Annotated in this window: 9 protein-coding genes and 2 pseudogenes; 6 read left to right on the top strand and 5 right to left on the bottom strand. The window is 68.5% G+C overall.

What is annotated here, in order from left to right; genetic code table 11:
• Positions 1-127: 127 nt before the first annotated feature.
• Together ACFU99_RS12900 and ACFU99_RS12895 are read right to left on the bottom strand one after the other, a co-directional pair.
• Positions 128-1,621 (bottom strand): hypothetical protein, encoded by a 1,494-nt coding sequence (locus ACFU99_RS12900; RefSeq protein WP_384389999.1) that lies wholly within the window; start codon positions 1,619-1,621, stop codon positions 128-130.
• A gap of 233 nt (positions 1,622-1,854) precedes the next feature.
• Complete coding sequence (locus tag ACFU99_RS12895; RefSeq protein ID WP_384389995.1) at positions 1,855-2,718, bottom strand: hypothetical protein; 864 nt, start codon at positions 2,716-2,718, stop codon at positions 1,855-1,857.
• Positions 2,719-3,766: 1,048 nt separating this feature from the next.
• On the opposite strand from ACFU99_RS12895, the pseudogene ACFU99_RS12890 reads away from it, so the two are divergent.
• Positions 3,767-4,216 (top strand): annotated as a pseudogene (locus ACFU99_RS12890) (AAA family ATPase); the annotation flags it as partial.
• Here the strand turns inward: ACFU99_RS12890 and ACFU99_RS12885 are convergent.
• The gene (locus ACFU99_RS12885; RefSeq protein WP_384390006.1) at positions 4,193-4,981 is read right to left on the bottom strand and encodes a hypothetical protein; all 789 of its coding nucleotides are present in this window, start codon (positions 4,979-4,981) and stop codon (positions 4,193-4,195) included. The pseudogene ACFU99_RS12890 and the gene ACFU99_RS12885 sit on opposite strands and share 24 nt — an antisense overlap.
• Before the next feature lie 124 nt (positions 4,982-5,105).
• Here ACFU99_RS12885 and ACFU99_RS12880 point away from each other — a divergent pair, with 124 nt between their 5' ends.
• Positions 5,106-7,232: a WD40 repeat domain-containing protein gene (locus ACFU99_RS12880; protein WP_384390003.1), complete on the top strand. Its 2,127-nt coding sequence runs from the start codon at positions 5,106-5,108 to the stop codon at positions 7,230-7,232.
• A gap of 336 nt (positions 7,233-7,568) precedes the next feature.
• Here ACFU99_RS12880 and ACFU99_RS12875 read toward each other — a convergent pair.
• Positions 7,569-8,168: pseudogene (locus tag ACFU99_RS12875) on the bottom strand (transposase); the annotation flags it as partial.
• A 116-nt stretch (positions 8,169-8,284) separates the two neighbouring features.
• Between ACFU99_RS12875 and ACFU99_RS12870 the strand changes: the two are divergent.
• From ACFU99_RS12870 to ACFU99_RS12855, 4 genes are all read left to right on the top strand, one after another.
• Complete coding sequence (locus tag ACFU99_RS12870) at positions 8,285-9,469, top strand: ABC-three component system protein (protein WP_384389993.1); 1,185 nt, start codon at positions 8,285-8,287, stop codon at positions 9,467-9,469.
• Positions 9,466-9,987, top strand: a complete 522-nt coding sequence (locus ACFU99_RS12865; RefSeq protein ID WP_384389990.1) for a three component ABC system middle component — start codon at positions 9,466-9,468, stop codon at positions 9,985-9,987. The genes ACFU99_RS12870 and ACFU99_RS12865 overlap by 4 nt, the downstream gene beginning before the upstream one ends.
• Positions 9,988-9,991: 4 nt before the next feature.
• Entirely contained in the window at positions 9,992-11,932 is a 1,941-nt protein-coding gene (locus ACFU99_RS12860; RefSeq protein WP_384389987.1) for a DUF3732 domain-containing protein, read from the top strand.
• A 300-nt stretch (positions 11,933-12,232) separates the two neighbouring features.
• Positions 12,233-13,570 (top strand): hypothetical protein, encoded by a 1,338-nt coding sequence (locus ACFU99_RS12855; RefSeq protein WP_384389985.1) that lies wholly within the window; start codon positions 12,233-12,235, stop codon positions 13,568-13,570.
• A 266-nt stretch (positions 13,571-13,836) separates the two neighbouring features.
• Here ACFU99_RS12855 and ACFU99_RS12850 read toward each other — a convergent pair.
• Positions 13,837-14,201 (bottom strand): transposase (locus tag ACFU99_RS12850; protein WP_384389982.1); only part of this gene is annotated, 365 nt, incomplete at its 5' end.

Genomic DNA, 14,201 nt, shown 5'->3' with positions numbered 1-14,201 from the left:
ACCGGACAGCTCTTCAACGAACAACACGCGTTCACCTCCTTCCCGGCCGAGCCGGCCGTCGCGGCTTGACTTCTTAAGCACGTGAGATGTCTTTCGTTGCTGGAAGGCTGTTGGCTGCGTCAGCGGGTCAGGCCAGGTCGAGGGGTGAGGGGCTGGGGCCGGTGAGCCTGAACTGGCTGGGGTCCCAGAGCGCGACGGGCGGCAGCGGAGGGGTGCCGCCGTCGGCATGGAACGTGTCGCGCGGGCCGACGATGTGTTCCTGGTGCAGGCGGTGGGAGAGTAGAGCGTCGTCGAGGAGGTTGACCAGCCCGTCGCGGCAACCGTAACGGCCCGACAGGCGTGTGCAGTACGCGGCTTGGACCACCCAATGAGTCAGTATCCGGCACGTCACGGACCGCAGGGCATGCAGATCCGATTCCTTGTCCTTGGCTCCGTGGGCGTAGGCAGAGCGGGCCGCGTATCCTGCCCCTACCGTGTTGCGGACCTGCAGGCGGTCATCGTCGTCCGTACCGACGAGCATGGCGGCACGTTGCTGGACTTTGCGGCCAACCTCGGCATGCCTGCCGTCACCGCCGGCCAGCAGAGACTCCATCGCCGCGGTGAGCCGGAACGCGGATTCGCTCAGGTGCAGGGACGACACGGCGGTTGTGCCGCCGGAGTCGCCGAGTTCATGGCACTTCACGAAGAGGAAGTGATCGGCGGCCCGCGCGAGTTGGTCTTGGCGCCGTGCATCGAGCCCGGCGGCGCGGGTCAGGAAGGCACGGCAGAACACGGCAACGTCCGCGTCGTGCCCGTGGCTGATCATGTAGGCCGGTTGGCGATGGCCCGGTGCGAGGGTGTAGCCCCAGCGGCACACTTCTGACGGAAGCGGCCAGCCCAAGTGCGGGCGGACGACGCGGTGCCCAGGTTCCACCAGGTAGCGCGGGCCGGCCACGACCGGGACCTCAAGAGCGAGATTCAGCGCGAGCAAAGGCCACACGAGTTCCCGCGGCTGGTCATCGTCCACGGGGACCAGAACGCTCCCCAGTGGGCGGCGGAGCAGACCGAAGCCGTGCATTTCGTGCAGAGCGCGCGGTGCGAGCAGATCCCCCGGGACGCCGGGCGCTCCCGTCAGCGGCAGTTGCGGATCGGTTGCGTAGTCGAACGAGGCGAGCTGCCACCCACCGATGTCGACGGGTGGGGTGCCGTCGAGGGCGAGGTTGACACAGAGGTACTCCCATTCCGGGAGCGGTGGACCACACAGGTGGCTGACCGCCCGTTCCACGGCCTCGGTGACGCTGAACCGGTCACTGCTCGTCAGGATTTTCAGTGCGGTGCGCGCGGCCTGTGAGGCCAGGCTTCTGCTGTCGGCACCAGAGTGCGGATCGTGCGGCTGCCGCGGCGTCCCGTCCTCGTCACTTGGTTCCGCGGCAGCAGCCGCATCAGGGAACTCGGTCTCTAGCAGGTGATCGAGCACCCGGCCGCGTGCCAGGGCCTCGGTGAGCGCATTGAAGCGTCTTGCCCGTGTGGTGCCGGCCAACTGCCGGGACAACACCTTGATGTCTTGTGGCGTCATGCTGCGGAACCGCCGCAGAGCCCGCTCCAGCCCCTCCTGGAGATCCTGCCGCGCAACTGTCGTCATGGCACTGACAGTAGGGAGACTTCCCGCGCCCACGCGTGGCATTTTTCCCGTCGGCAACCCCGATGTCTGCGTCCGGCGGATCACGCGCGTGGCGACGAACGAGTCGGGTTCTGCAGGCTGGTCCAGCCAGGGCTAACCGGTGTGCTGCCGCCCGGATCTGGGCCGAGCCGTAGCCGATCAGCAGTCCTGGGACAGCCATGCCCTCAGCGGTGCGGGCTCGCGAGTGCGGCTGTTCAGCCGACGGCAGTCTTGGCGATCAGATCCGCAAGTGGCTGCTGGGCGAGGTAGCGGACAGCGGAGTGCGGTTCGGCTACACCGTTGTGAACGGCTTCGTCGTGTACGTCCGGTGCGACGTGGGCCAGGCCGCGGGACTGCGCGACGACGTCGCCGGCGGCGTGGAGGTTGAGCCACTCGATTCCCTGCGGGATCTGAAGGAGCCCCTCGTGGCCCAGAGAGCGGCGAATGGTCGGCCAGGCCAGCGGCGAGCCGCAGGTGACCAGGTGCTGCAGGCCGTCCGGGCCAGGACCGATGTCCTTGCGCGTCAGCATGTCGAACACGATGACACTGCCCAGGGAGTGGGCAATGACCACGCGCGGGCCAGGACGGTGCAGTTCTTCGGCGACCAGGTCCCGGATGGGGGAGCCGTAGCCGTCATCGTCGTGGAGGTAGCGGTAGACCTGCCGGATCATCCGCAGCAGCCACCGCCCCGTGTCCCGGACCGTTTTCTGGTCGACGGCCACCAGTACCTGGGCGACGTGGCGTGGGACGTAGGGGACTCCGAGGCCGAGAGTGTCGACGGACAGGGAAGCGGGGTCGACGCCGTCCGGTAGATAGGGATCGAGCGTGTCGAGGATGAAGGCCTCTTCCTCGTCCGTGACCGGGATCTCGTCCACCCATGTCTCGTCCGTGCTGGGGCTCAGATGCTGCGCCGGGGCGCGGAACAGGCGCCCGTAGTGCGACACCGTCAAAGGCGGGATGGGGCAGTGCGCCCCGTGGTACCGCCGCAGCCCCCGGGCCAGGGCCCCGCCCCAGTCTGCCGACAGCTTCACGGCGTTGGTGTTCCCCTGCCAGATGCCATGGACACCCACGATGTGCATGCTCACCCGACACCCCCGAAACTGTGACCCGCTGCCTTGTCGCCGTTGATCTTATAGGGGGCCGGGCGTACCGCTCCTGGGCCGCCGGGGCCAGCGCTTCGGGCTCTGGTGGGGGACAGGCGGTTAGAGTTTCCCTCGCACGAGCGCAGGTGAGGGAGTCCCAGGAGTGGAAGCGGCAGCACGTCGGCTGGTGGTCATCGCCGTCGACGACTACGGACTCCAGGACGACAAGTTCACCGCCGGTATCGGCGACCAGGTGGCGACCGTGACCGGCTGGCTCACCCACCCCGACCTGGACGCCGAACGGCGCTTCGACCTTCATCACGCCGGCCAGCTCACCTCGGTGGCAGACCTGCGGGACTTCCTGGACGGCGCGTGCCTGCCCGAGACCGCCTGGGACGACTCGCTCGTCGTGTACATCACCGGGCACGGGGTGGCGGGCCGTTCCCAAAGGCACTACCTCACCTTCGCCACCTCCGACACCGACCGGCTGCTCACCACCGCCTTCCCCACCAGCGAGCTGATCGCCGCCGTCCTGGACAGCGACGCCGAGCATGTCCTTGTCCTCGTGGACGCCTGCTTCTCCGGCGTCCTGAAGCGGGAACTCGCCGCCCTTCTGGAGGACTTGCGCACCTCCCGCCGCAGTCTGAGCAGTCTGGCGGTGATCACCAGCGGTGACTCCACCCAGAAGCCCCGGGTGGGGGAGTTCACTCAGCTGCTGCAGCTCAGCCTGGACCTCGCCCAGGACGAGTCCGCCGGTTTCACCGCATCCCATCTGTCGTTCGAGGAGTGGGAGAAACTCCTCAACACGGTCGCCGACAACAACCCCGGGCTGCTGCGCGCTCTGTGGGTGTGCCCCGACTCCCGCCGTGACAAGCCGAGCCCGTGTCTGCCCAACCCCCACTACCGTCCGCCGGAGCAACTGGTCGCCCCAGCACGGCGTTCGCTGGCCCTTACGGCCCCCCTGGCCGAGTACTGGCTTTCCAGAGCCTCCGGCCGCACCAGCGACAGCGACCCCGGCTGGTACTTCAGCGGACGTACCGCCCTCATGCAAACCCTGACGGCTTTCGTCACCGACGGCGCGGGGGTCATGGTGGTGACCGGGGCCGCCGGGTCGGGCAAATCAGCCCTCCTCGCCCGCCTCGTCACCTTGAGCGACTCCCTGTTCATGACGGAGTCACGGTTCGCCCACACCGCACAGCACATCCCCACCGACCTGCGCCCACGGCCGGGCGCCGTGGACGCGGCCGTCCTCGCGCGGGGAAAATCGGCACTGGAACTGATCGACGACCTCCTTGCGGCCTTCGACCTCACCGCCGCGCACGAAGAGCCCCCGCTGCAAATCCTGCTCCACCACCTCGCAGACCCCGAAAGCCACGACGAGAGCACCCCGGTCACGATCGTCCTCGACGCACTGGACGAGGCGGAGCAACCCCTTGCCTGCCTGTCGGACGTGGTCGGACCCCTGGCATGGCTACGCCGCTTTGACGGCTCGCCAGCCGTCCGGCTGGTACTTGGCATGCGCAGCTCCGCCGTCGCCGATACCAACAACACCCTGCAGGACACCGCGGCCGACCAGCTCCTGGGAGCCCTCCACACCGCGCTGCAGCCGGGCATCGGCCACGGCGAGGTACCTCTGACACACCTGCGAACCGACGGGCCGGAAACCGCCGACGACATCGCCGCCTACGCACAAGCCCTCCTGCAAGACCACCCCGACAGCCCCTACACAGCCCAGGACACCCTCACCGCGCAAACCGCCCAGGCGATCGCCGAGGCAGTCACCCCGTCGTTCCTCGACGCACGCCTCGCCGCCGCGCAACTGCGCACCGCTCCCGCACCGCAGGACGTGAACGACCCCCAGTGGCGCTCCCGCCTGCAGACAGGAACCACGGCGCTCCTGCGAGACGACCTCGCACGGGTCGCCCGCGACCATGACGTCGCCCCCGCCCTCCTGCTCGCCGTCCTGCGCGCCACCGCGTTCGCCCAGGGCAACGGCCTGCCCTGGGCGGAAGTCTGGCCCGCCGTGACAGCCGCCGTCCTGAGCCCCGACGCACCCGGACGGCACGACATCGACGCGGCGACCCGCCTCGTCCAGCACAGCCGGCTGATCGGCTACCTCACCACCGGCGAGGAGGACGGCCGCGCCGTCTACCGGCCGGTCCATCAGCGCGTGGCCGAAGTCCTCCTGAAACAACCACATTCCCTGACCCTTGCGGCACCCGAACCCGAGCCCGAACCTGACGAGCGGCAGCGCATCCACCGCGACATCGCCACCGCCTGCGCGGAACTGGCACGCGCGGGCGGCCGGCTCGCCCCCCCATCCCTATGTACGCCGCCACACCGTCGCCCACGCCCAGGCCGGCCGCACCCTGACCGACGAGGTCATGCCGCTGCACCTCGCGGCCAGGGAAAGCTCGGGAACACTGCGCGCCCGACTGGGTCTGCCGCTGCCCACCGGCGATGCCTCCCGCCGCGTCCTGACCGCAGCCGGACTGATCGAGCCCTACCTGGACGAGTCCACCGACTACCTCTCCCGGCTGGGCAGCATCCGCTTCCACCTCGCCGCATCCACCGACCCCGACCCCGACCCACTGCCCGCGCCCGACCACAACCTGGCCGCGCTCCACCTGCCCCTGCAGCCCGTGCGCGCACCATGGCAGCCCCACACCAACGTTGTGGCCTCCCCTGCCGAACACGTCCACGACATGCGCGCCTTGCGCACCACGGACGGGCGCAGTCTGATCGCGGCCGGCACCCGGCACGGCATCGGCGTGTGGGACAGCACCACCGGACAACAACTCGTCCACATCCCCACCAGCCCCGTGCACTCCCTCGCCGTCGCCATGGGAACCAGTGGCCGCCCCTTCCTCGTAGCGGGCACCACCCAGGGAGCGGCGGTGTTCGATCCGCTGTCCGGCCGCCGGCTGGCGTCCCTGAACCGCAAGGGCGCCGGGACGGTGAGCGTGCTGGCCGATGGCCCGTCACGCTGGAAGATCGCCGTGCACATCAACCGCGAAATGGTGCTGTGGCAGCCGAGCGAGGACCTTGTCCACCGCGTGACCTGGCCGGACGAAACCAAGCCCGCCACACGGAACCTGTGGGTGTCTGACACGCGCGGACACCGCTACCGCCTGTGCCGCACCTATCGCGGCAATCTGGCGCTGGTCGACCCGCTGACCCAAGACACGATCATGACGGGACTCGTAAACAGCGCCGAACGCACCATGGCTGCAGTGACCGGACCGTCCGGCCACGACGTACTGGCCATCCCACGCCGCCGGGAAGTCCAACTCGTCAGCCCCTTCGACGACGAGCCCCTTGCACCACTGCCCGTCGAAACCGCACGGGCTGTCAGCCTCGACGACCTCAATCACCAGACGATGCTCGGCGTCGTGACCAACGACGCAGTCACCGTGTGGCGACTATGGGAGAACACGCCGCGGTCCATGGGCCGCTACCCCGTGCCGTCGCGGACGACGCTGCTGAGGGGAGTCCCCAGCCGCAACGGGCGGTACTGGAACCTGGCCTCCGCCGATCACGAAGGCATCCTGCTGTGGGACCGGACAGACAGCCGCTATCAGCGACGTTCCCCCACACGGCCTCCGGTGAACGCCCCCGGCGCACCACGCCTGATGAGCGTCGTCCACGGGGAGGCCGGAAACGAACTCCTCGCGGTGGCCACGGGCCACACCGTCGCCCTGATCGACCCGTCCACCGGATACACACTGACCGAACACACCAGCCGCCTCCCCGTACGGGCCCTGGAGGCAGTCCCCGGCCCCAACGCGGAAGCCATCGTCGTCATCGAGCACGACGAGGGCATCGAACTGTGGAACGCGGCATCCGACGACCTTCACCCCGTGTCAGGGCCGCTGCACCGCCGGGTCTGGTGCGTGGTCCGCCTACCCGACGGTGACTCCACTTTGGTGACGGGCAGCGGGGCGGGCCTGTCCGCGATGAGTCTCGTGAGCGGCACGATCAGAGAAGACTTCCCGTTCCCCAGCCGCCTGGATACGAGCGCATGCCTCGCTCTGCCGTCCCCTCACGACACCACCACGATCCTCTGGGCCGAGCGGTCCCGACTACTGCTCTGGGACCTGGACAGCAACCAGATCACCGCTGGAGCCGGAGGCTTTCCCTTTCCCCGCAGGCACAATGCCCTCACCCTGGTCCCCCTCACCACGAACCACCTGACCGTGGCCGCAGCCACCTCACACGGCATCACCCTCTGGGACACGGCAACCTGGGAGCCACTGCGGCACATCGATACGCCCCTGACCACCGCCATGACATCGCTCCCGTACAAGAACGGATCCTCAGCCCTCGTCACCGCAAGCGGCACCGGCGTCCGCCTCTGGAACCCGCAGACAGGGGACCTCATCCACTCACTGCTCACCGCAGCGCCCGTGACCAACCTTGCCCACACCAGCGTTGACGGCCACACACTCCACCTCGGGGGCCCCGCCGGCCTGGCCACACTGAAATGGGTCCCCGGGACCGCCAGTTCATGACCGGAGATCGCCTCCGTCACATCGACGAAGCACTACTCGATGGTGAATCCGTACGCCTCGTCAAGGCGACGCCGCGCACTTGATCAAGCAAGGGTGCGGATCTTCTGACGCAAGCTCGTCGGTCAGGCCAGGAGTTCGTAGTTGTGCTGGTCGGACCGGGGGTAGAGGCGTTCGCGTTCTCTGTGGGTGTGGAAGGTTCAGTAGTGCGGGAAGTCGCCGTTGCTGATGAGGGCCCGGAGGGTCAGGGCGGCTTCGGCTCCGGGGACGGTCCACCTGCTGCCGGTGATGGCGAGTCGGTCGGCCACCAGATGACGTGCGGCGCCGGATGCCGTGGGCCCACTTCTCGGGCAGGAACAGCTCCCATTCCAGCGGCAGGAAGCAAGGTCGGTGGCCGCGTGCATGCTGACGCCCCACCTGGCAGTTGGCCCGCTTGCCCAACGCCCCGCAGGACTGCCGGGCCACCCCGACCGAGGACCGCCCGCACTGGGGAAACGACACATCGTCGATGACCCACACCTCGGGCTTGACGACCTGGACCAGCCGCTCGGCGATCCGCCGCTGCACCGGCGTCCACTGCCACGGCGACTGGTTGACGAACTGCTGCAAGGCCTGCATGTTCCCGTCCGGCAGCCGCCGGGCCATCGGCTGGACCGACGTGCGCCGACCATCCAGCATCAGCCCCCGCAGATGGCACTCGCCCTCGGCCCGCTGATCCTTGCGCGGCACCGAGGCGAACACATCCTCCACGAACAGCCCCAACGCGGCCCGCAATCGGTTCACTTCCTGCGTCTCCACGTTCCCCACATGCTCTTGAACAGCGAAAACGCATAGACCTAACAGAACACCACCAGACCATGCCGCGTGCACAGAACGGGACTTGTACCGGCCTCGTGCCTGTTGCTGCGGGGGTGCAGTCCCAAAGAAGCAGGGGAACATGCCGTCATGAGGTACAACGGATACCGCTGGGCGGTCCACGGCTGACGGCTGCCTTGCGCGGGCTCCCGCATGACGGGAACCTGTCTCGTGCTCAGTAGCTCTGGGGGAGTGGTGGTATGGGGGAGCCTGCGCACAGCGCCGCGCCCAGCGCGCTGGGCTACCAGCACCAGACCTGGTGGGCGCTGCTGGAACTGCTGAAGGCCGATCATGCACGTCCCGACGCGGCGATCTGCCTGGAACTCCATGACGACATCGCCTGGGAGCGAGCCGGATCGGCGACGGAACTCCTGCAGATCAAGCACCATCAGAAAAGCGACCGGCAGCTCACGGACGCCTCTCCCGATGTGTGGCTGACCCTGAAGAACTGGATGGACACGGCGGTGCCCTGCGATGTCGAGGGGCCGACGCTGGCGCTTGTCTCCACCCAACAGGCCAGTCCCGGCAGCGCGATGGCCGCGCTCCGTCCCCAGGCACGCGACGAACGGGTGGCCCTGAGTGGGCTGGAGCGTGCCGCATTGCACCAGGCGTCCGGGCGTATCCAGCAGGCCCGTGAGCAGTTCCTCGGGCTGGGGCCGGCGGACCGGGCCGCGTTCGTCTCGCGGATCACCGTCATGGACTCCTCACCGCGCATCGAGGACGTTCCCGCCCTCGTCCGCGCGGAGCTGCGCTGGTGCCTGCCGGTCGGGCATGAGGACCTCTTCCTGGCCATGGTGTGGCAGTGGTGGGATGAACGGGCACTGGAACTGCTGCAGAGGCGCCGACATGCCGTGGACGTCGGAATGACCCGTGCGGCCATCGACGCCCTGCGCGACCAGTTCACCCGTGGCCGGCTCCCCACCGTCGCCGACCGCGAAGAGACGGGCGACGATGCCCTCACCACGGCCTACGCCGACAGCCCTTTCGTCCACCAGATGAGATGGGTGGCCTACCCGCCGGTGAACCTGCGGCTCTCGGTCATCGACTACCACCGTGCACAGACCCAGGCCATCCGCTGGATCGCCGAAGACCTCGTCGCAGCAGACGAACTCACCGCTCTCAGCCGCGACCTCGTCGACGAGTGGGAAACCGAGTTCGAGTGGATGCAGGTCGAACTCGCCGCCACGACGGACGAAGCGGCCAGACAACAAGCAGGAGCCAGACTCCTCAAAGACCTCTCCCAGCGCAACGGCCCCTGCCTGCAGGACAGATACCACGAGGCGTTCTTCGTCCGCGGCCAGCGCCATGGGCTCGCGGACACAGGACGCGTGGGATGGCACCCCGACTTCCGTGACCGCATGCGCACGCTGCAGGCGCGATCATGACCACCCCACCGACCGGACAGATCCGCGCCCCCGCGGCAGAAACCGCCTGGAACGAACCGGCAGCCCTCGTCGCCGCCATGCTCAACCCGGCGCTGATCGCCACTCTCCTGTCCACCGCCGCCGACGCCTACACCCGCCGGCAGACATCAGGCATGCCGTGGGCCCTGTCCTTCATCATCGCCCCCATGACACTGCACCAGGCCACACGAGAAGCACTGCCCGCCGGCACCCACACCCGCCTGTCCGCCTGGATAGGCCACCACCCCGTGCTGCGGGCCGGCTTCCCCCGTCGCGCCAAGGTCCTGGTGGCACCGGTGCGGGCAGGACTGCGATTCGCACTCCGCCACGACATGCTCGAACTGCATCACGATTGCCTCAGGCCATCCATCCATCTGTACACCCCGCCATCCCAGGACACCGAGATGCACGACATCCTGCGCAGCGCACGCCTGATCGGCCGCTGGATGGCCGAGAACGAGACAGCCGCCGTCTTCGCCGGCCTCGGCGTGGGACCCTGACCGCGTGCAACTGCTCGCCCTCATCCTCTACAACGCCGACGGCGGCCGTCGCGTCGTCCCCTTCAGACCGGGCGCACTCAACGTCGTCACCGGCCAGTCCGCAACAGGGAAAAGCACCCTGCTCGACATCTTCGAGTACTGCACCGGCCGCAACACGGTCACCTTCCCCATCGGCCCCATGACCGACACCGTCTCCTGGTACGCGGCCCTGTTCCAGCTGGACACCACACGCGCCTTTGTCGCCCGCCCCGCCCCTGGACCCGGCAAGAAGACCACCGAGCGAGTCATGCTGAGGTTCGGCCCCGACCTCGAGCCGCCGCCTCACACCGCCCTCGCAGCGAATACCGACCGCCGCGCACTGCGCCAGCGGCTTGGCCGGTTCATCGGCATCGAGGAGAACCACAGCACCACCCCCGGCGGCCGCGGCTCCACTTTCACCGACGCCCACCTCGGCCACGCAATGCTGCTGTGCCTGCAGGGCCAGAGCGAGATCGCCGACAAGAACCACCTCTTCCACCGGCAAAGCGACCGGTACGTTGCCGCCGCCCTCAAACAGACATTGCCCTACTTCCTCGGCGCATCCCCTCTTGACCAGGCACGCAAGCACGCACAGCTCAACGCCGCACGCAGCCGGCTCAAGCAAGCGGAGACAGACTTCCATCGGGCTCAGGACCCAGACGACACCAACCACATCACCCTTGCCGCTCTCTGGCATGAAGCCCACGCCCTGAACCTGGTACAAGAGCCGGCTCCGCCCGACGATCACGTTCAGGCCATACAGGCCTTGCAGGACGCCGTCCTGTCACCCACCACCGGGTTGCCCCGCGCGTACGAGGAGGACCAGCGCAGACTCGACCTCGAACGCACCTGTGCCGACCTGCGCGAGCAGCTCAGGGCCCTTGCAGCGGACCGCCGTCTGCTCCTGGCCGAAACCGCAGCAGCGGACGACTACGCCGCCTCCGCGCACATTCCGCGAGGCAGGCTGGCGAGCCTCGACCTCATTCCCGCACCCCAGGATGACGACGCGAGAACCTGCGTCCTGTGCGGTTCTGTCCTGTCTGAGCCGGATCCGACGATCACCACGCTCAGGAACAGCCTCGACCGCCTCCAGCAGGAGCTGAACGACATCGACGCCCTACGCCCGGCACGACGTGCCGCTCTCGAAGCCCTCCACCAACAGACCACCCAGCTACGCAGTCAGCTCCACGCGACGGAACACGCCCTGCAGGCTCTCGCGCAGGCGGACCAAACCAACGGTCACCTTCCGCTCGCGGACCGCATCGGCTTCGCCCGCGGCCGCATCCACGGGACACTCACCGCTCTCCAGCGCACCATGGGTGCTGGCCTGCAACGGCTCAGCCAGGCACGGGACACGGCGCGGGCCGCCGTAGAGGCCCTCGAAGCCGAACTCGCCCCTGACACAGCAGGCGAGCAACTCCTCGACCGGCTGGTTCCCGTCAACCAGGACATCACCCTGTGGGCCCATCAGCTACGGCTCGAGCACGCTCACCAAGGCGTGCACCTCAACCCGAGCCGACTGACGATCGAGTTCGCCACCCACACCGGCAGGCTCCCGCTCTCGAGCCTGGGCAGCGGAAAAAACTGGGTCGGCTACCACGTCCTGGCCCACCTGGCCCTGCACCGTTACTTCGTACGCCGGCGCAGACCGGTTCCGCGCATCCTCTTCCTGGACCAGCCCTCACAGGTCTGGTTTCCCCCCACAGCCCACGACGGCGACGACCACAACGACGAAGACAGCCTCGCGGCAGAGCGGCTGTTCAAACTGATCCACGAGGTAGTTGAGGAACTGGCACCCGACCTGCAGGTCGTCATCTGCGACCACGTGGACTTCCCCGCACCGTGGTTCCAGGAAGCCGTCGTACACCGATGGCGCCACAGTGAGAAGCTCGTCCCTACGCACTGGGCCGACGCAGCGAGTCCCTGAAGCCTTCCCGCAAGGCCCGGCGTCGTCTGCTTTAGAGGTTCCCATAACGCCGTCCCGTGTCGGTGCAGGCGGCTATCTTCGTGCCTTATGCATTCGCACTTCTTCTGGGACGCGCTCGCGGAGAGCCCTGTCCTGTCTTCGGTGCAGCAGTGTGCCGTTGCCGACGCTCTCACCGAGCGGGAGCAACCGGAGGCTGCCGCACGGTTCTTCGCCCGGCCTGGTCTCAATGACGAGACACGTGACCGGATGATCAGGAGCACCCGCAACCCGCGTGTCCTGGCAGCTCTTGTGTCGATACAGATGGCGACCAGCAGCCACCTGATGGCGGCGGCCGACGCCCTGGGAGCCGAGAGAGTGCTGCTGGGTGCCATGCGGTCCCGCCGCTGCCCGAAGGACCTGGTGCTCAAGCTCATCGGCCAGCTCGATCACCGTGCCGCCCGCCGCGTGGCCATGGCGGAGGCCGACATCGCCCCAGAGATCCGCTGTGCGCTGATCCGTGCGGCCGCCCGCCGTCCGGCCGCACTCGGGCGCACTGCCGAGACCCGCACCGATGCGGAACGCGAGGAGATGCTCGCCGCGTCCCAGGCATGGCGGGACGACGTGTGGGCACTGCTCGAGGCGCCGCCCGCTCGTCCTTTGTGGACACAGCTTGTGCGTGACACCGACGTCGGCCCGCTGGTCACGAACCTTCTCCTCGACCGCGCGGACGGTCTCGACGACCCCGTGCTGCTGGCATGCCTGCAGTCAGCGTTCGGCAAAGACCCGCGCAAGGACGACCTCTTCTCCGGAACCCTCGGCGCGTCACTGATCCTTGCCAGACTGGTCAAGGTCACAGCCCAGCATCCGCGCGCATTCCTGCTCCACGGCGCCGGACTGCGAGACGCCGTCGCCACTGCCGCCGGCGAAATGGTGAACGAGATCCGTGAAGAGGGCATCTACGAAAGCAGCTGGGACACATTCGAGGCACTCGCCAGTGTGTGCACCACACCCGCCGTCCTCGATGACGCCACCCAGTGCCTGTGCCAGGCCACCCCGCCCACCTGGCAGCAGCACCCGACACCGGAGTGGACCGCCGCACGCTCCCAGGCCGCCGACGCACTGGCCCGCAACCCGTTCTGCCCGGCACAAGCGCTCGCTCGGCTCGCCCCGTTCCTCAGCGAGGCCGCCGCAGCCCGCTTCATCGAACACCCCGACCAGCGCGTCCGCGAAACCGCGACCCGCATCGCCGACCAGGCAGCAGAACGCATCCATCTACCTCAGCCAGCAGAACCAACGCAACGCAACCGGTCCGCAGGGCCTCCTGTGCCGCCGGACGACACCCTCGCCCAGCAGGACGACCCGGCAGCAGCGCTGTCGACCTTCCTCCCCCTCAAGGGCCCCGCCGCCTACCGCCGCGAGACCGCCCAGGCCATCCTCGACTCCCGCTACATCGACATATCCCATCTCAGGCGGCTGCCCGCGGCCATGGTCCTCGCCCATACCGCGCACGCACCCGCCGTAGCGACGCTGCTGCTCCAGGAACTGGGAGACCGCAGCAAGGCCTGGGACCACTTCCGCAACAGCACGCTTCGACTGACGCCCAGCGCCCCCAAGACCCTGGGATCCCTGCTTGAGGAGGCCATCGCCGACACCCCCTGACCCCCGGTCGGCCGGGCGTGCCGCCCCAGGCGCGCGGGCCCGCCTTAGACGGCCCGTACCCCAGAGCCCTGCCCCGTCCAGAAGCTGCCCGCGACGTGCCGGACACGACGGCCCAGCCCGCCTCAGCCTGCGCTCTCCCGACGTCACCCAGGCCCGGCCTGGACGGCGAACGCCGCCGTACCGTTGGCAAGGCCGCATACCTCTGCCGTGTGCCTCGCGGCCGTGTCTGCCGGGCGCATCAGCCGGCACCGGGAAAACGCTGGTGGCTAGGTCCTGTCTGACAAAGAATCTTGGATGGGTTCGCGGAGCCAGAGGATGAGTGAGGCGAGGTGGACTCCGGCCTTGTAGCGGGTGGCCAGTTTGTCGAAGCGGGTGGCGATCGCGCGGAACTGCTTGAGGCGGTTGAAGCAGCGTTCGACCACGTTGCGGGCCCTGTAGAGCTCGCGGGCGAAGGCCGGTGGCCTGCCGCCGGCCTGTCCGCGTCGTAGCCGGTTGGCTTTCTGGTCCGCTCGCTCTGGGATTACTGCCCGGATGCCTCTGCGCCGCAGGGTCTGGCGGATGGCCCGGGACGAGTACGCCTTGTCGGCGATGACCGCGTCGGGCTTGCGGCGGGGCCGCCCGGCGCCGGTCC

Source organism: Streptomyces sp. NPDC057654, assembly GCF_042800135.1.
GTDB lineage: Bacteria > Actinomycetota > Actinomycetes > Streptomycetales > Streptomycetaceae > Streptomyces.
This window is presented reverse-complemented; position numbering and strand designations above follow the sequence as displayed.